The sequence below is a fragment of the Paenibacillus sp. 01T442 genome (genome assembly GCF_056398345.1).
Genome location: NZ_JBFTPF010000012.1, coordinates 30,170 through 49,470, shown reverse-complemented (window position 1 = coordinate 49,470; position 19,301 = coordinate 30,170). Strand labels below are relative to the sequence as shown.

Sequence of the window (19,301 nt, the reverse complement as noted above, 5' to 3'; positions counted from 1 at the left end):
CAACGCTCCGTCCTTGAAGTACGGCGGATGCGTTTTTTTTGTGTAAAGATGTCGAAATTTGAAGGATAATTGTCGAAAAAAGGCGAATGACCTCATACCTAATTCTTTAATTTAAAATTTTATTTAGTAAGGAAGGACTCCATTATGCCTGTTATGAGAAATCTATTTCGTATGAAGTCGCTGAAAATGAAAATGACGTTACTGCTATTAGTGGTATCCATTATTCCACTTCTTATTTCTACGCTCATTTTAAGTTCCGAGTCCACTTCCACCATTGAATCAGAAACGATGCAGCATCAGAAACAAATGGCAGCATTTAATACGACCGAAATCAATTCCTGGTTAAATAGTAAAATTGCTTCTATACAATCCGTTGTTAAGACGCACCCTGAATTTATGGGTGGCGATGTGGGGCTGGTTATGCCTGTACTGAAGGTGATGGCGGAGAGCGATCCAGAAGTATATCGTTATGCTTATGTAGATGCGAAGGGTATGTCTATGGATACAGCAGGTGGCAAGGTCGACACCACCAAGTTTGAGAATTATAAAAAAGCCGCAGCAGAGAAGAAAGTGGCTGTTTCCGATATCATTAAGGAGGAAAGCACGGGCAAGAGCATCCTCATCATTGATGTCCCTCTGGTTGATAACGGCGGCGTCTTCCGTGGAATTGTACAGGCCTTCGTGAGTCCGGAGCAAATGCAGTCTATTATGAAAATGATTGTTTTTGGAGAGACGGGTTATGGGTATCTGCTTTCGCCAAGTGGGACGTACTTGGTACACCCCAAGAAAACAGGTCAGAAATTGGAGGAATCCTCCACGCCTGAGAAGCTAGATCTTTATAAAAAAACGGTGTTCGCCGAAAAGGAAGGCTATATAAAGTACAAGGAGCCAGACGGGACTGCGAAATCCGCTGCTTACAATACGATTGAAGTGACAGGCTGGAAGCTGCTCCTAACTGCTGAAGAATCAGAAGTATTCCAGAAAGTAGATCATATTAGGAATGTAAGTTACTTGATCGTCGTTATTTCTGCCTTACTTGTTGCTGCGTTAGCTATCGTTATATCTCGCATGGTCATTCGCCCCATCCTAACGATTTCCTCACTTATGCAGCAAGTTGGACAAGGTGATTTATCCAGTCGATTGAGCGAACGGGGGACTGACGAAATCGCCGTCATGCGCAGCAACATTAATGCTATGCTGAATGCTTTCTCCGCGATGATTACTAAAATATCGGATGCAGTTTCACATACGGCTGCTTCTTCGGAGCAGTTGACTGCGATCGCAAGCGAGTCAACGAGAGCATCCGACCACATTAAACAAGCTGTTCAAGGAGTTGTGCAAGGTTCTGAAGCGAACTACGAAGCCTCAGAGCAAGTAGCAACTGCGATGGGTGAGATGGCAGCAGGTGTTCAGAAAATTGCCGAGTCCTCTGCCAATGTTTCGGAAACAGCACAAAATGTTGTTCAGGAAGTTATTCGTGGGAATGCTGAGATCCAGCAGGCCATTACTCAAATGAACAGTGTTAGCCGATCTGTTATGCAGACAGCTGGAGTTATGCGGGATTTGGAGGAGAAGTCGGAACAAATACGGCAAATTGTCGGTGTTATTTCTGAGATTGCATCACAAACGAACCTGTTATCCTTAAATGCATCGATTGAAGCAGCAAGAGCAGGGGAACATGGTAGAGGCTTCGCAGTTGTGGCCAGCGAGGTGAAGAAGCTTGCTGAACAAACCAGTAAGGCGACGGTGGACATTACCACAATGATCGGGGAAACGATTCATGCAACGAAAGAGGCCTCTACTGCCATGCAAGGTGGTTTAGCCGAAGTCGAGAAGGGGTCCGCACTAGTGGAGACAGCAGGAGATGTCTTTCATTCCATTCATGGCTCCATACAGATGGTTAATGACCAGATCCAGGAAGTCTCGGCGGCAACTCAGCAGATTTCCGCTGGAACAGAGGAAGTTGCAGCATCTTCACAAGAAACAGTCCGTATCGTTAAGCAGGGATTAAATGAGTTACAATCCATTTCATCGTTAGCATCTGGGCAACTGCAGTCTATGGAGGAAATTACTTCATCGTCAGAGTCACTTAGCGAGCTAGCAGTGGAACTACAAGAGCAAATCAGCCAATTTCGGTTGAAATAACGGTAGAACATCTCTTCCTTTTGTCGGAAGAGGTGTTTTTTACGTAAAGAAGGTGCGTGCCATTAGTCCTTTTATACTATAGCCATAGGTGTTATGTTATAATCGGCAAAGAGGGGTGATTACAAATGAAAGCGATTACTTTGATGAAGTCGATGTGGACTTTTATCATCATCATTGCTTTATTAATAGCAGTTATTGGAACGAACTTCTATCAGATGTTTGCCCTGAAGGGGACTCTTGACCATGTCAAGACGAATTGGATGCCGAGTATTGCTAGAATTGTAGAGATGCAAGAGCTCATTACACAAGAAAGAGTTCTTTTGCATAAAATGTTGCTCGAAACGGATAAGAATGCCCTTCTTACCTTGATTACCTCTTATCAGGATGTCCGTCGACAGTTTGATGAGAAGTATCGAGGCTACGAGTCTTTCATCAACTCCGAGAGTGAAAAACAGATTTATATGGAAGTGTCGGATAAAACGATAGATTACTTGCAGAAGGGTCAGCTTATCATTGATGCCGTCCAATCTGGTGATTATATCATGGGGAAGACCTTGTTGGACAAGCTTGCACCGAAACGAGAGCAAGCCGATGCGAGCTTACATAAGTGGATTGATTACAATTTGATGGGAACCCAAAGGGATGTAGATCGGACCTCCAATCAGCGTGAGTTAGTACTTTGGATGGGGAGCATTTTCACGATTGTGGCGATTGCCATTGGGGCTGCTCTTGCCTTGCAGACGCGTTCTGTGAGAAGAAAAGGCGAACAGAAGTTGATGAAAGAGAAAGAGAAAGCCCGAAGCTATCTCGATCTCATTGATGTCATGATTGTCGTTTTGGACCGAGATGGCAGAATAGAGTTGCTGAACCGCAAGGGATACTCGGTGCTAGGTTATGAGGAAACTGATACTTTATGTAAGAATTGGTTTGAAGTTTGTGGGCCAGAGAATCTAGTAGAAATGCGGAAAGAGCGCTACCAAGAATTCATGGAAGGCGATGCTTTGTCGGACTATTTTGAATCGCTCATCGAAGATAAATTAGGTGAAGAGCGCCTATACGGGTGGAGCAATAACTTGATTTGGACAGAAACCGGAGAAGTGGGCGGCGTTATCTTTGCGGGTGTCGATATTACCGAACGTAAGCAGGCCGAAGAGACGCTGAATCAGTACAAAGATCACCTTGAAGTGTTGGTGGAGGAACGTACATCAGAGCTGGAAACCAAGAATTTGCTTCTTGCTGATGCCAAGGAATCCGCCGAATCTGCTAATCGGGCGAAAAGTGAATTTCTGGCGAATATGAGCCATGAAATCCGCACACCGATGAACGCCATCATTGGATTGAATTATTTGCTCCAGCAAACGGAACTCACGGAGCGGCAGAAGGATTACGTCGGGAAGACGGTGCTCTCGGCCAAAAGCTTGCTGACGATCATCAGTGATATTCTCGATTTCTCGAAAATTGAGGCGAAGAAGATTGTGCTGGAGCGTATCGATTTTGATTTGTATGAAATTATGAGCAATATATCAAATATCATCGGATTTTCGCTGTATGAGAAGGGGTTAAAGCTGCATTTCTCCATCCATCATGAGGTCCMTCAAGTCTTGAATGGTGATCCGTTCCGATTGAATCAAGTTTTACTTAATTTGGTGAATAACGCTTTAAAATTTACGGATGAAGGTGAAATCGCGATTGCGGTAAGTGTTTCTTCACAAGATGACAGTGGGGTTTCACTTCGATTTGAAGTAAGAGATACAGGCATTGGGATGACACCTGCGCAGCAAGCATTATTGTTCCACGGATTCACACAAGCCGATATGTCAACGACCCGCAAATACGGGGGAACAGGCCTTGGCCTAGTGATCAGTAAGAGTATCGTAGAGTTGATGCAAGGGGAGATTCACGTCGAGAGCGAGCTGGGGAGGGGGAGTTCTTTCATCTTCACAGTGAGGTTCGAAGTAGGCTCTGAGCACTTATTCAGTGCACCAGTAGCTTCCTATTTAAAATTTCTGCGAGTGCTCCTCATTTGCGATGACGAGGAAATGCGGCTTGTTCTGAAGAGTCAGCTGGAACAGTTCCAATTCATTGTTAATGCCGTAGATACCGCTCAAAGCGCCTTGGAACAAATTAGCACTAACGGTCGTTATGATCTGGTTATGATCGATTGGAGGCTTCAGGATGAGAAAGCACACACCTTGGCTGAGAAAATAAAACTGGAGTATGCGACACCCGTGCAAGTGATCGTACTGATCAGTTCGTATCATGAGTCGGAGCTTCAGCTGAAATTTCAGTCAGCATCTGTGAAAAAGCTGCTCTATTATCCAATGAGCCAGTCGCAGTTATATAACCAGATAACGAACTTGTTCCAAGAGCAGCTGCAGATGAAGATCGCATCGCCACAGGGTGAGAGTGAAACCAAGAAACTGCACATGCTCCGTAACACGGAGGTCTTGCTAGTGGAAGACAATGAAATTAATCAACAAGTTGCGCAGGCCATTCTTCAGGAGATGGACATTCATGTAGACGTGGCAGAGAATGGCATCGAAGCGTTGAAACGAGTTGCTACTAAGCGGTATGATGCCATTTTGATGGATTTGCAGATGCCGCTCATGGACGGCTTTGAGGCGACGAGAAATATAAGGGATTTCGATCAAGAGACACCGATTATCGCGATGACTGCTGATGCTATGCAGGGAGTCAAGGAGCAGGTCATGGAAGCTGGCATGGATGCGTATATCTCCAAGCCGTTTGAACCTATTCAGCTATTCAGCGTCTTACAGCGAACGATTCAGAGCTCGCGTGGGAGAGGGTATGCTGAAGTCGCAGCATCGAAGCAAATAGAGGCGCTGCCTGTCTTGAACGCGGCGGAGGCACTAGGGCGCCGTGGACAAAATGCGAACCTCTACGAGCGGATTTTGCACAAGTTTGCAGCGAATCACGCGAACGCCATAGATGAGATACGAGAGGCGATTAAGAACATAGACTATCCCGAAGCGCTGATGCTAGCTCATACGCTGAAAGGTGTGGCTTCCAACATCGGAGCAACGCCGCTCAGTCATACAGCTGATGAGCTTCAAACGGCGATCCATCAGGGTTCAGTCGGATTGCTGGAGGAGCTTTTGGAAACTGCCGAGGTAAGGCTGGAGCAGGTTAATCAGGCCATTATCGCGTATTTGGCAGCAAATGCTCAAGAGAAATAAATGACAAATGACCCGCAGGAGTGACATTTTTTTGGAAATGCCACTCTTGTCGGGTCATCATTGCGAGTTGAGGCTATTGGGATTAGTTATTTCTTCAAGGGTGTTTCCGTTTTGTGTTCAATTACTTGTGATACTTTTGGTTCAATAGCTTTTGACATTTGCTCAATGGAAGAATTGCTTTTAGGAGTATTACCATTGTTTTCACCTTGCATTTGTAAACCGGCTTGCGTTTGTGCAATGACATCAATCACTTGTTGCTTAGAGATTTGTTTAGCTGCTGCAATTTCTACAACAGATTTACCTTTAGCTAATTCTTCTTTTAATTCTGTTGCGCTAATTTGTAGTAAAGAAAGCAGGTTTGCATCATTTAAATAAGCATCAGCAAAATAATCAGGTTTACCATCTTTAGAGAATAAGCCTTCTACTTTCATAGTTGAAGCTGTTGTCTCGCCTCCTATCAGAGAAAGACTGATGGTATTACCTTGAACAAATACTTGATAGAACGGTGTTTTTGATCCCTTTTTAGAGTAATTCAACATCAACGTTTTTTGTTCTGGGTTCTCCATTTGCTCCATAGCAAACTCGTACTCTTCGATGTGGCCATACAGGCTAGTAATGAGATAATCTACCTTAGCCTTGATTTCCTGATCGTTTAAAGCAATGAGTGGCTTGTCCTTAGGCTCCCAATTCTCTTGATTCACATGTTCAATCTTACCTGTACTGCTGTTGGTATGTAGGATGAACTTTTTTCCAGTTCCACCTTTTTCCTGGAGTATGATGCTGGTTTGAACACCTTGAACTTGGCTAGCATCGATGATCTCGAACGATTTTGTTTCGGGAAAGGCGCTATACAGCTTCTCGAGTGTTGCATGGCCAACCTTATCTACTTTAACTTGTTCAGCAGTCATTGGTGTTCTAGTAAGCATTTCAATTAGGGTAGGGGCAGCGAATGCTGCGGTCGGAATCAAAAGTGCAGCAGCAACGATGCCACCAATTAGTCGTTTTTTCATGTTTATTTTGCTCCTTTTTGGTTGGAAATAGTCCGAATAGGATTGTTCTATTCGTTTAGAAATGGCCGGGGGACACGTTATTTTCTCTGCCTCATTGTGCAGATGTTCACGGATTTTGCCTTCAATAGTCATTGATCTGTTCCATCCTTTCCAGGGGGAGATTCCATATAGTTTTTCGAAGTGCCTGGAGAGCAGCATGATATCTGGACTTGACTGTACCTAGCGGTATATCAAGCAGAGTTGCAATTTCCTCAAGCGTATAGTCGTGAAAAAATCGAAAGATAATCACTGTCCGCTGTTTATCGGTCAGTATTCGCATGGATTGCGATATCATGTGATTCGTCTCATCCATCAAAGCAGTATGTTGATCCCAATGAGGCTCTTCCCGCGAGAAAGCACGGATGCGTTCGAAAATTCGGAATCTCCGCCACCTCTTGACCCGAAACCTCTGCACCTGACGAATGACCAAGCCGTGTAGCCAGAAGTGGAAAGGACGGTTCGTATCGTAGTTAGCAAGTGAGGTCCACATTTGCATATAGATCTCATTCATGACATCTTCTCGGTCCTGCTGATGATCCACCAGGAAGGAAACTGTCCGATAGATGTCTTGATAGGTGGCATCGTACATCGCATGAAACGCCTGTTGATCTCCATCTTTCATTTTTATAAGTAATTGGTACATGAATTCATTTTGCATTCGGAGGGCCCTCCTGAGTTAGCTTACACCCTATATTGTCTCTCAATCGGAAAAAGGTTCGGTTTTATTTTAATTTTTTTACCACAATAGAATGTATAAGTTTTCGGTTCCCGAAAACGTCTTTCTATTTGGCGTTAAAACCTTCATCGAAACGCGGTCGCTCATCTTTGAATGGCCTCGATAGAGGTTTTCTCATTTTCGGTCATTGTTTATAGATTTATTTCATCTCCCGATACAAGAAACAGCGGCAGCCATGGACGAGAAGCTGGAGTCCTAGGCTACCGCTGTTTTATTTTCATTTAGAAAAAAAGAATTCGGATCAGAGCAACTTGATCTGATTCCGATATTCGCTTGGCGAGACGCCATACCAGCGCCGAAACTGCTTGGAGAAGTACAGCGGGTCATAGAAGCCTACTGACGCAGCGATCTGCTCGATCGTGAGCTCTAGCCGTTCCCGCAGCAGTAGGCGTGCTTTGTCCACGCGCAGCTTGAGCAGGAACGTCACCGGCGTCACCTTGGTGTGCCTCTTGAACATGCGCGATAGATAAGCGCGATTATAGCCTAGGCTCTCCGCCATCATTTCAATCGTAATGGGCTCTGCATATTGCGTGGACAAGTAATGGATCGCCTGCTGCACGATGCGGTCGCTCTCGTCTTCCGTGACCAGTCCTGCTACCACAGGGGCAGACATGGCTTCGCAGTACTCGCCGAGCAACAAGCTGAGGTAGCCTGTCGCTTTGAGCTGTGCATTGGATTTCTTGGATTTGAGCGCGAGCTGGATCTGACGAAAAAGCACAGGCATATGCCGGTTGCGCGCGATATGGATGATGGGGTTCGCGGGCGTGAGGCCCGCCACACCAACGAGCTTTGCCGCTTGTACACCTGTAAAGGCGATCCAACAATAATGCCAAGGATCTAGCTCATCAGAAACGTAGCTGATCAGTTGTTCCGGCTCAATGACGAAGCTGTCGCCAGCGCCAATGGCATACTCTTCTCCATGTGAAGAGAATACGCCTCGGCCTGATAACACATAATGGATTAAGTAATAGTCATAGACCTTCGGTCCAAGACGATGTTCTGGCTTGGTCTGACTTTCCCCTGCGAATAATACCGTGAAATCACTCTCCCCAGCAGGAAGAGGGTTCGATACTACATAATAACTCTCAGGCTTTTGCATGACGTTTCCTCATCTCCGTTCAAAGACCATTCGTTCCCTTCACTGTATCATATATCTCACATAAAGAGGAAACTGCAAATCACATTTTTCCATGTGAAAATAACATGCCTCCATAGCCAATCCTTGGCGCATCTCTTATACTTAAGTTATAAACTTACACAAACAACATATCTAACAACAACCAAGCAAACATACCAATCATACAAAAGGCGGTGCCACACATGGCAGATTTGCAAGCTCTAAAAGTCACGTTTATTGAAATTTACGGAGAAACTGCTGCGAAAATATCAGCATTTCACGCTCCAGGTCGAGTGAATTTGATCGGCGAGCATACGGATTACAACGGCGGTTATGTATTCCCGGCAGCTTTGACGTTCGGAACGACCTTGATCATTCGTCCAAGACAAGATCGCGTGATCGGCTTCGCATCTACGAATTTGGCGCTTCGCAAACAAATTTCCATAGACGACTTGTCCTATCAAGAAGAGGATGATTGGATCAACTATCCGAAAGGCATCTTCGTTCACTTAGCGAAAGCAGGATTCCCAGTGACGCAAGGTTATGACCTTTTGTTCCACGGTGAAATTCCAAATGGTGCAGGACTCTCTTCCTCAGCTTCCATCGAGGTTGTTACAGCTTTTAGCTTACTAACATTAGAAAAGTACCCGATCGATACAGTCAAAATCGCGCTGCTCGCACAAGAAACAGAAAACCAATTCGTTGGCGTAAATTGCGGCATCATGGACCAATTCGCTGTAGCGAATGGCAAGAAAGACAACGCAATCCTCTTGATGTGCGATACGCTCGAGTATCGTCATGTTCCTTTTCAAAGCGGCAGCTATAAGCTTGTGATCGGCAACACAAACAAACGCAGAGGTCTCGTCGACTCCGCCTACAATGAGAGAAGAAGTCAATGCGAGCAGGCGGTTACTTACTTGCAAAAGCAATTCCCAGACATCACGTTGCTTGGTCAACTGAATCTAGAGCAGTTCAACGAATATAAACACTTGATCCCAGACGAAACGGTTCGCCGCAGAGCGGAGCATGTTGTGGAAGAGATTGATCGTGTTTTGAAATCCATCGAAGTACTTGAGAAGAATGACCTGGAGTCCTTCGGTAAGCTGATGATTGGTTCCCACGATTCCCTCCGTGACCTGTATGAAGTAACGGGCTTGGAGCTTGATACGATGGTTGCAGCGGCATTGAAGGTGCCGGGTGTGCTTGGGGCACGAATGACGGGCGCAGGCTTCGGTGGCTGTACGGTTTCCTTGGTGCATGAAGACAGTGTTCAGACGTTCATCGACCAAGTAGGCGCAGAGTATACGGGCATTACAGGGCTAACACCAAGCTTCTATGTTTGCGATATTGGCAACGGTGTAGAGCAACTTGAGGAGGCGTTGTAAAATGGCAATTCTAGTTACAGGTGGAGCAGGCTATATTGGATCGCATGCGGTAGCAGAGCTTCTGGCCAAAGGTGAAGAAGTCGTTATCGTCGATAACTTGCAGCAAGGTCATAAGGACGCAGTACTTGGCGGTAAACTATACGTTGGCGATCTACGTGACGGGGAATTTATGGATACGGTTTTTGCTGAAAATAATATCGATGCCATCATTCATTTTGCAGCGAATTCGCTCGTTGGTGAGAGTATGACCAATCCAGCGAAATATTACCACAATAACGTGTACGGAACGCTTTGTTTACTTGAAAAAATGACGCAATACGGCGTGAAACGCATCGTATTCTCATCGACGGCTGCGACATATGGCGAGCCTGAGAACATCCCGATCCTTGAAAGCGATCGTACCTTGCCAACGAATACGTACGGCGAAACGAAGCTGGCGATGGAAAAAATGATGAAATGGTTCGATATTGCGCATGGTATCAAATATGTTTCATTAAGGTATTTCAATGCAGCTGGCGCCCATGCAGGCGGCAAAATCGGTGAAGATCACAGCCCGGAAACGCATCTGATTCCGATTATTTTGCAGGTAGCGCTGGGTCAAAGAGCGCATATCTCGATTTTCGGCGAAGATTATGCAACAGAAGACGGTACTTGTGTACGTGACTACATCCACGTTAGCGATCTAGCGAGCGCACACGTGCTTGCGGTAGAGAAGCTGCGCGGCGGTGCGGACAGCAACATTTATAACCTTGGCAATGGCACAGGCTTCTCCGTGAAGCAAGTGATCGATATCGCGCGCAAGGTCACAGGTCATGCGATCCCTGCGGTAGTTGAGCCTCGTAGAGCCGGAGATCCGGCAACGCTAATCGCCTCCTCGGAGCGTGCAAGAGCCGAGCTTGGCTGGAAGCCAGCTTTGGATTCCTTGGAAGCGATCATTGAGAGCGCGTGGAACTGGCACCAGAAGCACCCGAAGGGGTACGCAGCTGAAGTGAACGTTTAACGTGAGGTTGAGGTTTTCACAAGAAAGGGAAGTGGCAATATGGAACGCACATTACAAACGCCGCAATCTGCAGCGTTAACCATAGAAAGACTCCTGCAGTTCGCTACCCAAAACKGGTTGATCGAACAGTTGGATGTGTATACATCGCGTAATGCTTTATTGGATTTATTCGGTCTTGCTGAGCCTTTCCAAGGCGAAGTGCCTGCAGAGAAATTGAGCAGTCCGGTTGGCTTGCTGGAAGAGCTGCTAGATGCAGCTTGGGAAGCAGGGCTACTGGAAGAGAACACGATGACGTACCGCGATTTGCTGGACGCACGCATTATGGGACTCATGATGCCCCGTCCTTCCGAGGTGGTAAGTGAATTCTGGAAGATCGCGAAAACTCAGAATGTGGAAGCGGCGACGGCTTATTTCTACAAGCAATCCATTGATTCCAACTATATTCGTATGGATCGTATTGCGAAGAATGCTTACTGGCTAGCTGAAACATCGTATGGGGATTTGGAAATTACGATTAACCTGTCTAAGCCGGAGAAGGATCCGAAGGAAATTGCGCTGCTCAAAATGCTGCCACAAAGCAGCTACCCTCTATGTCTACTCTGCGTAGACAATCTGGGTTATGCAGGTCGTGTGAATCACCCGGCTAGACAGAATCTGCGCGTCATCCCACTCGAGTTGGATAACGAGAAGTGGTACTTGCAGTATTCACCTTACGTGTACTACAACGAGCACAGCATTATCTTCCATGAGAAACATATTCCGATGAAAACAACGGCAAATACGTTCTACCGTTTGCTGGACTTCATCGAACAGTTCCCGCATTACTTCATCGGGTCAAATGCGGACCTGCCGATCGTTGGGGGGTCCATCTTGAATCACGATCATTTCCAAGGGGGACGTCACAAGTTTCCGATGGAAAAAGCTCCAAGTGAGAAAGCATTCTCACATGCAGACTTTGCAGGCGTGAAGGCCGCGATTGTGAAGTGGCCGATGTCGGTGCTGCGCCTAAGCGGGCACAACAAGCAACAGCTGTACAAGCTGGCGAGCAAGCTGCTCGACGACTGGCGTGCCTACAGTGATGCGGAAGCGGAAGTCCTCGCGTTCAGCGAGAAGGACGGACAGCGCGTGCCGCATAACACGATCACGCCGATCGCCCGCAACAACGCGCGCGGCGAGTACGAGCTTGATCTGGTGCTGCGGAACAATCGCACCAGCGCAGAGCATCCGGATGGGATTTTCCATCCGCATCAGCACTTACACCACATCAAGAAGGAGAACATCGGCTTGATTGAGGTTATGGGGCTGGCGGTGCTGCCAGGCCGCCTGCAAGAGGAGCTGGCGGCGATCGCCAAGCTGCTCACCGGCGAAGCCGAGCTCAGCCGCGAGACGCTCGCAGATGCTGGACATCCGCTGCATAAGCATGCGGATTGGATCGCGGAGCTGCTCGCGAAGCACGGCGCGTCGCTGACGGCCGACGCGGCGAATGCGGTGCTGCAGACCGAGGTCGGCAGCAAGTTCATGGACGTCCTGCTCGACGCAGGCGTCTTCAAGAGAGACGAAGCCGGGCAAGCGGCGTTCGGAAGGTTTTTGGCTGCGGTGGGCTTCGCGCAGCAGTAGGTTAAGGCGGAATCCCTGGTCAGTGGACCAGGGATTTTTTTGTGCGCGCGCCGCGAAGTGGTCGCGCGGGTCCGCTACATCTTTCCAGTTGTGCAGAAATAACTGGATAAACTACAGCTAATTTCGTGGGAAACACACGCAATTGGAGATTAGATGGAAAATGTACAGCTAATTTCCCTGAATTCTCACTTATGGCGCTATATGGGCGAAATTACATGTAGGAAATCCATCTAATCTGAAATTTCATGAGAAAAGAGAGAAATTAGATGGAGATTTTCCATCTAATTGGTTGCTGGCTACTCAATTACTCCCAACCTACCCCCACCAACAGACGCACCATACCCACCCCGCCACCATCGCACCAGAAACAAGCCAACTACTCCCTAAATTGCCAGCACCAACAGATGCACTATGCCCAACTCGCCACCCGCACCAGAAACAAGCCAACTACTCTCCAACCGCCCGCACCAACAGACGCGCTATACCCAACCTGGCACCTCGCACCATGAACAAGCCAATTACTCCCCAACCCACCCGCACCAACAACATCATCTCCAATCTTCCTCCATACCAGCCTCCTAATCATCCCAACTTCCTATCACCATACTCGCACACGTGTAAATGGAAAAAATCGTATTGACAGGACAAGCAACGCTACCTAAAATATTAATTAGCCGACTAACTAAAAAGGAGGGCGTTTGAATGTCTCGCCATCACCATAATCCAGAATCTCTAACCCATTTGATGTCACATTTGCTGAAAATGCACCGGCATACCATTGATCAAATTATTCATCTCTACGATGTGTATCCAGGGCAGCCGCCTCTATTACTGGCATTGTCCGTAGAGGACGGACTTAGCCATAGCGAGCTAGCCTCGCGCATTCATAATAAACGGGCGACATTAAGCGTCATGGTTGACCGCATGGAGAAAACCGGCCTCGTCGAACGCCGTCCTGATGAGAACGATCAACGGGTTACGCGTGTCTATCTGACCGAGAAGGGCAAGGAAGTTACCGTGCATGTTAAAGAAGCAATTCAGACGGCGGATGAGATGACTTTTGCGCATTTTTTACCTGAGGAAAAGCTGCTGTTTCGCCGCCTTCTGCTTCAAATGAAAGATAATCTCCGTCCCAAAGAGGAATAAATTAGTTAGCCGACAAACAAAAAGAGGGGACATCCTGTTATGTGGAAACTACGATCGTTCGTTAAACCGTATTGGTTCATAACGCTGCTCGCTCCCTTGCTGATGGTGATGGAGGTATGTATGGATTTATCGCAGCCTCGCCTCATGGCGACCATTGTGAATCACGGTGTTGCTGAGGGGAATCTGGCATTGATCTGGTCGACAGGCTTGCATATGTTAGGCGTCGCCCTCATTGGTCTAATAGGCGGAGTGGGCTGTACATTTTTCACAGTGAAAGTGGCCCAAAGCTTCGGTGCTGACCTGCGATTAAGCGTATTCGAGAAAGTCCAATCCTTGTCGTTTCGACAGTTGGATACATTCTCGACCGGTTCACTGATCACTCGTTTGACCAGCGATGTGATGCAGATGCTGAACATCCTGCAAATTTTACTACGTCAATTTACACGTGAAGCGTCACTGCTTATTGGCAGTTTGATCATGGCTGTGGTCATTTCACCACGACTTTCCTTGATCCTCCTAGCGGTTGTACCGATTCAATTTGTCATTTTATATCTATTAATGAAACGCTCTACACCGCTTTTTCGCCAGATGCAGACGAAGATCGATCGCGTAAACACGGTTATGCAAGAGAGCACGACGGGCATTCGTGTGATCAAAGCTTTTGTTCGCGCCGCCTTCGAGCGTACCCGCTTTGGCAATGCGAACACGGACCTGTTGAACGCTAGTCTTAGCTCCGCGCGAGCCTTGGCAACAAGCGGGCCGCTGATGACGTTGATTTTGAACATAAGTATCGTTGCCGTTCTTTGGTTTGGCGGTGCTCAAACGTGGAGCGGTTCGATGGCCATCGGTGACTTGGCCGCATTCATCATTTATATCAGCCAAGTGTTGTTTTCGCTTGTTTCCATTACGAATACGCTGATGAATATTTCCCGCGCGCAAGTTTCCGCTGAACGGATTCGAGAGGTGCTGGATACGAAGGTGGATCCGAATGAGCCTGCACAGGATCAAGAAAAATCAGAGCTACTTGAACCATACCTGCACCAATCGGCTACATCATCCACTGTGGTGGGCTGCGAGTTAGAATTTGAACGGGTTTCATTCGTGTATGAGACAGCTCCCGATCAGCCAGTTCTCAAGGATATTTCTTTCAAGGCACTGCCTGGTCAAACGATCGGCATTCTCGGGGCAACTGGCGCAGGTAAATCTACCCTGGTTAGCTTGATCCCGCGACTCTATGATACCTCCAGCGGACATATTCGCCTGAATGGCGTTGATGTGAAAGAGCTGCCTGTAGAGCAACTGCGTAGCCAGATCGGTATCGTGCTGCAGCAGTCTATTTTGTTTAGCGGGACGATTCGCGACAACATTCTTTTCGGCAAGCCAGGGGCATCGGAAGATGAGATGGTGGCAGTGGCTCAAGCAGCAGAGGCGGATAGCTTCATCTCCAAACTGCCTGAGGGCTATGAAGCCAAGTTGGGCCAACGAGGCGTGAACCTATCTGGTGGTCAAAAGCAGCGAATAGCGATAGCTCGGGCCTTGCTTTTGCGATCCCCATTACTTGTGCTGGATGATAGTACGAGTGCAATTGATTTGGGCACGGAGAAACGCATCCAGCGTTCTCTGCAAGCGTTGATGGCAGGCAGCACACGCATCATTATCGCACAGCGTGTCTCCTCCGTTTTGCAGGCCGATCAAATTCTTGTCCTAGATGAGGGGCGTATCGCTGCGAGAGGAACACACGAGGAACTGTTGGCGACAAGCCAGCTGTACCAAGATATTTACAACTCCCAGCAAGGGAAGGAGGCGGCACTGCATGGCTAACAAGCAAACGCGCAAACCACGCGCGAAAAACATCGGCGCAACCCTCCTTCGCATGTGGGGCTATCTGAGGCTTCAACGTACCGGGCTGCTCACCGTTGCGATTTTGACAGTTCTCGGCAGCGGTCTTGCCTTGCTCGGGCCATTTTTAATCGGCAGAGCGATTGACGACTACATCATACCGCGAGACCGGGATGGACTGCTGGGGCTCTGTCTCCTGCTGCTGGGCTGTTACGTAGTCAGCGGGGCCGCATCTTGGATCCAATCCTATCTGATTGCTGGGGTATCCCAGCGGACCGTGTGGCAAATGAGACAGGATCTTTTTCGCCACCTGCACAAGCTGCCCATTAGCTATTTTGACAAGACTTCACATGGGGAACTCATGAGCCGCACAACCAATGATGTCGATAACGTTGCGACTACGCTCAGTCAAAATTTAACGCAAATTATGACCAGCATCATTATGATTGTCGGGTCTTTGATCATGATGATTACTCTGAATATCTGGCTTACGTTCATCGCATTAATCACGGTTCCGATCGTGCTTTTCACAACCAAGCAAATCACGAAACATACCCAACGTTTGTTCAAAGAGCAGCAGCAGCGGCTCGGTGAGTTGAATGGCTTAATTGAGGAGACGATTTCTGGGCAAAAGGTTGTGAAAACCTTCCAACGCGAAGCCGCTGCCGTCGATCAACTCGCTGCAATCAATAAACAGCTTCGAGTCGCTGGTACTGGTGCGCAGCAGCTCTCGGGAATGATGGGGCCGAGCATGAATATGATCAATCATTTTAGCTTCATTTTACTGGCTGCTATCGGCGGTTGGATGGTGCTGAGGGGATGGACGATGGTTGGCGTGATTATCAGCTTTTTGAACTATTCGAAGCAATTCAGCCGTCCGATTAACGATCTAGCTAACCAGTATAATATGATTCAGTCGGGAATTGCGGGTGCGGAGCGAGTTTTTGAAGTGATGGATAATGAGACGGAGTACGAATCGAGTAAAGAGGGTGTCCAGCTAACAGATGTCAAGGGGGAAGTTGTGTTTCAAAACGTTTCCTTCAGCTACACGGACGAAGTGCCCACGTTGCATGAGGTTTCGTTTACTGCGGAGCCAGGCGATTTGATTGCTCTAGTTGGCCCTACGGGTGCAGGCAAGACCACAATTATCAATTTGCTAACTCGCTTCTACGATATAAATGAGGGCAGTATTACAATCGATGGGCTAGACATTCGTGAGATGGAAAAAGACAGCCTACGCAGCCAGCTAGGCCTCGTGCTGCAGGATGTCTACCTGTTCTCGGGGACGATCCGAGAAAATATCCGCTTCGGCCGCTTAGACGCGACGGACGAAGAAGTGGAAGCCGCCGCGCAGCTTGCGAACGCGGACGGGTTTATTCGCAAGCTGCCGAGCGGCTATGACGCCAAGTTGACCGCCGGAGGCGGCAACTTGAGTCAGGGCCAGCGGCAGCTGCTCACGATCGCGCGGGCGATTCTCGCCGACCCCGCGATTCTTGTGCTCGACGAGGCGACGAGCTCCGTCGACACGCGCACCGAGCAGCACATCCAGCAAGCGATGGGTGTGCTCATGAAGGGGCGAACGAGCTTCGTGATCGCCCACCGGCTCAGCACGATCCGCGAAGCGAGTGTCATTCTGGTCATCCACGGCGGCGAGATCGTGGAGCGCGGTACGCACGAAGAGCTGCTGGCGCTTCGTGGGCATTACTATGATTTGTATGCGAGCCAATTCAGCGAAACCAGTTCACTTTGACGGACGTGGAGTCCGGCAAGAAATAGAAAGGGGGTTCCCGTGGAGGGGAACTTCCTTTTTGCTTATCGTGAATCAGCCAGTTGCCACTCATTTGCAGGTGCTAGCACTATTCCTCGCCAGTCCCATCCAATCCCGCACCATTCCCCGTAGTCCCCCACCAATCCCCTTCGCACCCGTCCTCTCCACTCTCCACCCGCCAACTAACTGGATTTTCTCCATCTAATTCGGCTACATTTCCCTCGTTGCGTAGATTAACTGGATTTCCTACAGCTAATTCCAGCCATTTCCGTCGTCATGCCCTCATCAGTCAGAATTAGCTGTAGTTTTTCCATCTAAACTCAGAAATCGCCGAGATAAGCCATTTTTAGCTGTAGTTTTTACAGTTAATGCTCACCGTGAGGTGCTGAACGTCGCTTCCATCGGCCAGTCAATCAGTCTGTCACTGGTCCCCTTGAAGGTGCTAGCACCCGCCCTCGCTACTTTCCACCGCCATTCTCCACCCGCCAACTAACTGGATTTTCTCCATCTAATTCGGCTACATTTCCCTCGTTGCGTAGATTAACTGGATTTCCTACAGCTAATTCTAGCCATTTCAGCGGAAAAGCCCTTATCTGTCAGAATTAGCTGTAGTTTTTCCATCTAAACTTAGAAATCACCGAGATAAGCCATTTTTAGCTGTAGTTTTTACAGTTAATGCTCACCGAGAGTTGCCGAACGTTGCTTCCACCGGTCCGTCAAATACCCTCACCTGATTCCGGCCTGCCCGTTTGGCCTGATACAGGGCCATATCCGCATGCTTCAGAAGCATCTCCAAGCTGTCTCCGCGATGGCTTGCCTGCGTTAATCCGAAGCTCGCAGTTACGGCAATCGATCCGAAGCTGCCGCTCATCGGCTCCACTGCGAGCTGTGCACGAACCCGTTCAGCCAGAAAGACTGCCTCATCCAGCGAGCAAGCAGGAAATGCCATGACGAACTCCTCGCCGCCGTACCTAGCGATCAGCACGCTAGGCACGTCGGCCTCAAGTCGCTTCGCCACCTTCACCACGTGCTGAATCGCGAGATCGCCCACATCGTGACCGTAAGTATCATTGATGCTCTTGAAATGATCAATATCGAAGAGCAGGATGCACGTCGATTTCTCGCCATTCTGATCTCCTTCCAAAATCATCCTGCTCCGACGGAGAAACTCCGTCCGATTCAGCAGCTTCGTCAAGCCATCATAATAGGCTAACTGTTCCAATTGATCTTGGAGCAGTTTCTGCTCGGTGACGTCGATCAGCATCAGTAGGCTCCCGATCGGCTCCCCATTGCGTCCCCGTACAACAGAGGAACGGATCTGGTAAAAGAATTCCTTGCCATCGGCTGCACGCCAACTAAATTCTTCCTGCGCACCGTCTTGTGAACGCGCCACGGGAAACGGCGTACCCGACAACTGAATCCAAGCTTCATCGAGCGTTAGTCCAAGCATATCGGTTGTTAATCCTGGAAACATTGAGCTAAGGACACCGTTGAAGTCTACCAGCCGATCGGCGAAGTCCAAGACAATAGCGCCTTCCCGCATACTTTCAAAAATACGATCTTTCGCAATCGGAATAACCGTCAACATCCTTGTAGACACAATCGCCCAGATGTACATGGCAGAAGTTATACAAAGAATCATAGGTACGGGGTCAATGCCATACGGTGTTAGGCCCATCAGATAGACGAAAGCACCTGTCATTGGCATGAATTGTCCCATGATTAAGGTTACGAGCTGTAAACGGTAGACTTTTTTCGTTTGACGCCATCTGCGCAGAAGCAAGACGACCGCCGCAAGCATACATCCAAATATATAAGCCCCATGAACGATGTAATATTGTCCGATAACGATATCCGTAGTGGGGAATGGTATATTTTCGCGAAAATACATGTCTTTATAAAATAAATGATGATAATCATTCGTGATCACCATAACGAAGGTTATGGCAGGTATGACGAAGAGCGCCGCGATCTTACTACGAGTCAAGTTCAAGCCAACATACTGCATGACAATCAGTAAACCAATCGCAGGAGCGGCCCCGATGCCAATATATTCGAGAATCGTCCATCGTTTTACTTCGACTAACGTATCGCTGGCCATTTCAAAAGCATGAGCAAAAATATAAATAGCCTGTGTTGCTGTATAGATGACGAATGTATAGGCACCGGGGATTTCTTTGCGTTTGATATAGGCATACATGCACAGAAAGACTRTGAAAACTCCCGAGGTCGCGATAAGTGAAATGAACATGGTTAGTGTAGGATCCATGAGTTACACTCCAGTATTTGTAGGATTAGTAGA

The 19,301-nt window shown here is 48.0% G+C and carries 12 protein-coding genes; 8 read left to right on the top strand and 4 right to left on the bottom strand.

Going from position 1 to position 19,301, the window contains the following annotated elements; translation table 11 throughout:
• Positions 1-144 precede the first annotated feature (144 nt).
• Positions 145-2,145, top strand: a complete 2,001-nt coding sequence (locus AC1DLM_RS12615; protein WP_477570119.1) for a methyl-accepting chemotaxis protein — start codon at positions 145-147, stop codon at positions 2,143-2,145.
• Between the two features lie 125 nt (positions 2,146-2,270).
• A complete protein-coding gene (locus AC1DLM_RS12610) occupies positions 2,271-5,342 on the top strand; it encodes a response regulator (protein ID WP_477570118.1) in 3,072 nt (1,023 codons plus the stop codon).
• 86 nt (positions 5,343-5,428) lie between these two features.
• Here AC1DLM_RS12610 and AC1DLM_RS12605 read toward each other — a convergent pair whose 3' ends face one another.
• The 3 genes from AC1DLM_RS12605 to AC1DLM_RS12595 form a co-directional block, all read right to left on the bottom strand.
• Complete coding sequence (locus AC1DLM_RS12605) at positions 5,429-6,484, bottom strand: hypothetical protein (protein WP_477570117.1); 1,056 nt, start codon at positions 6,482-6,484, stop codon at positions 5,429-5,431.
• Positions 6,474-7,049, bottom strand: coding sequence for a sigma-70 family RNA polymerase sigma factor (locus AC1DLM_RS12600; protein WP_477570116.1), 576 nt, complete (start codon positions 7,047-7,049; stop codon positions 6,474-6,476). The genes AC1DLM_RS12605 and AC1DLM_RS12600 overlap by 11 nt, the downstream gene beginning before the upstream one ends.
• A gap of 319 nt (positions 7,050-7,368) precedes the next feature.
• Positions 7,369-8,226 (bottom strand): AraC family transcriptional regulator, encoded by an 858-nt coding sequence (locus tag AC1DLM_RS12595; protein ID WP_441989679.1) that lies wholly within the window; start codon positions 8,224-8,226, stop codon positions 7,369-7,371.
• Between the two features lie 221 nt (positions 8,227-8,447).
• Between AC1DLM_RS12595 and AC1DLM_RS12590 the strand changes: the two genes are divergently transcribed.
• The 6 genes from AC1DLM_RS12590 to AC1DLM_RS12565 all read left to right on the top strand — a co-directional run bounded on the left by AC1DLM_RS12590 (position 8,448) and on the right by AC1DLM_RS12565 (position 16,981).
• On the top strand, positions 8,448-9,629 hold the full coding sequence (locus tag AC1DLM_RS12590; protein ID WP_477570115.1) for a galactokinase: 1,182 nt from the start codon (positions 8,448-8,450) through the stop codon (positions 9,627-9,629).
• Between the two features lies 1 nt (position 9,630).
• Positions 9,631-10,629, top strand: a complete 999-nt coding sequence (galE, locus tag AC1DLM_RS12585) for a UDP-glucose 4-epimerase GalE (RefSeq protein ID WP_477570114.1) — start codon at positions 9,631-9,633, stop codon at positions 10,627-10,629.
• A gap of 39 nt (positions 10,630-10,668) precedes the next feature.
• Positions 10,669-12,246: a UDP-glucose--hexose-1-phosphate uridylyltransferase gene (locus tag AC1DLM_RS12580; protein WP_477570113.1), complete on the top strand. Its 1,578-nt coding sequence runs from the start codon at positions 10,669-10,671 to the stop codon at positions 12,244-12,246.
• Between the two features lie 702 nt (positions 12,247-12,948).
• Complete coding sequence (locus AC1DLM_RS12575; RefSeq protein WP_441989676.1) at positions 12,949-13,392, top strand: MarR family winged helix-turn-helix transcriptional regulator; 444 nt, start codon at positions 12,949-12,951, stop codon at positions 13,390-13,392.
• Positions 13,393-13,431: 39 nt separating this feature from the next.
• Entirely contained in the window at positions 13,432-15,213 is a 1,782-nt protein-coding gene (locus tag AC1DLM_RS12570; protein ID WP_477570112.1) for an ABC transporter ATP-binding protein, read from the top strand.
• Positions 15,206-16,981 (top strand): ABC transporter ATP-binding protein, encoded by a 1,776-nt coding sequence (locus AC1DLM_RS12565; RefSeq protein WP_477570111.1) that lies wholly within the window; start codon positions 15,206-15,208, stop codon positions 16,979-16,981. The genes AC1DLM_RS12570 and AC1DLM_RS12565 overlap by 8 nt, the downstream gene beginning before the upstream one ends.
• 697 nt (positions 16,982-17,678) lie before the next feature.
• Here the strand turns inward: AC1DLM_RS12565 and AC1DLM_RS12560 are convergent.
• Entirely contained in the window at positions 17,679-19,268 is a 1,590-nt protein-coding gene (locus AC1DLM_RS12560; RefSeq protein ID WP_477570110.1) for a histidine kinase N-terminal 7TM domain-containing diguanylate cyclase, read from the bottom strand.
• Positions 19,269-19,301 lie beyond the last annotated feature (33 nt).

Coding starts and splice junctions, on each gene's coding strand:
- AC1DLM_RS12615 (WP_477570119.1), top strand. CDS start 145: ATGCCTGTTATGAGAAATCTATTTCGTATGAAGTCGCTGAAAATGAAA.
- AC1DLM_RS12605 (WP_477570117.1), bottom strand. CDS start 6,484: ATGACTATTGAAGGCAAAATCCGTGAACATCTGCACAATGAGGCAGAG.
- AC1DLM_RS12600 (WP_477570116.1), bottom strand. CDS start 7,049: ATGCAAAATGAATTCATGTACCAATTACTTATAAAAATGAAAGATGGA.
- AC1DLM_RS12595 (WP_441989679.1), bottom strand. CDS start 8,226: ATGCAAAAGCCTGAGAGTTATTATGTAGTATCGAACCCTCTTCCTGCT.
- AC1DLM_RS12590 (WP_477570115.1), top strand. CDS start 8,448: ATGGCAGATTTGCAAGCTCTAAAAGTCACGTTTATTGAAATTTACGGA.
- galE (WP_477570114.1), top strand. CDS start 9,631: ATGGCAATTCTAGTTACAGGTGGAGCAGGCTATATTGGATCGCATGCG.
- AC1DLM_RS12575 (WP_441989676.1), top strand. CDS start 12,949: ATGTCTCGCCATCACCATAATCCAGAATCTCTAACCCATTTGATGTCA.
- AC1DLM_RS12570 (WP_477570112.1), top strand. CDS start 13,432: ATGTGGAAACTACGATCGTTCGTTAAACCGTATTGGTTCATAACGCTG.
- AC1DLM_RS12565 (WP_477570111.1), top strand. CDS start 15,206: ATGGCTAACAAGCAAACGCGCAAACCACGCGCGAAAAACATCGGCGCA.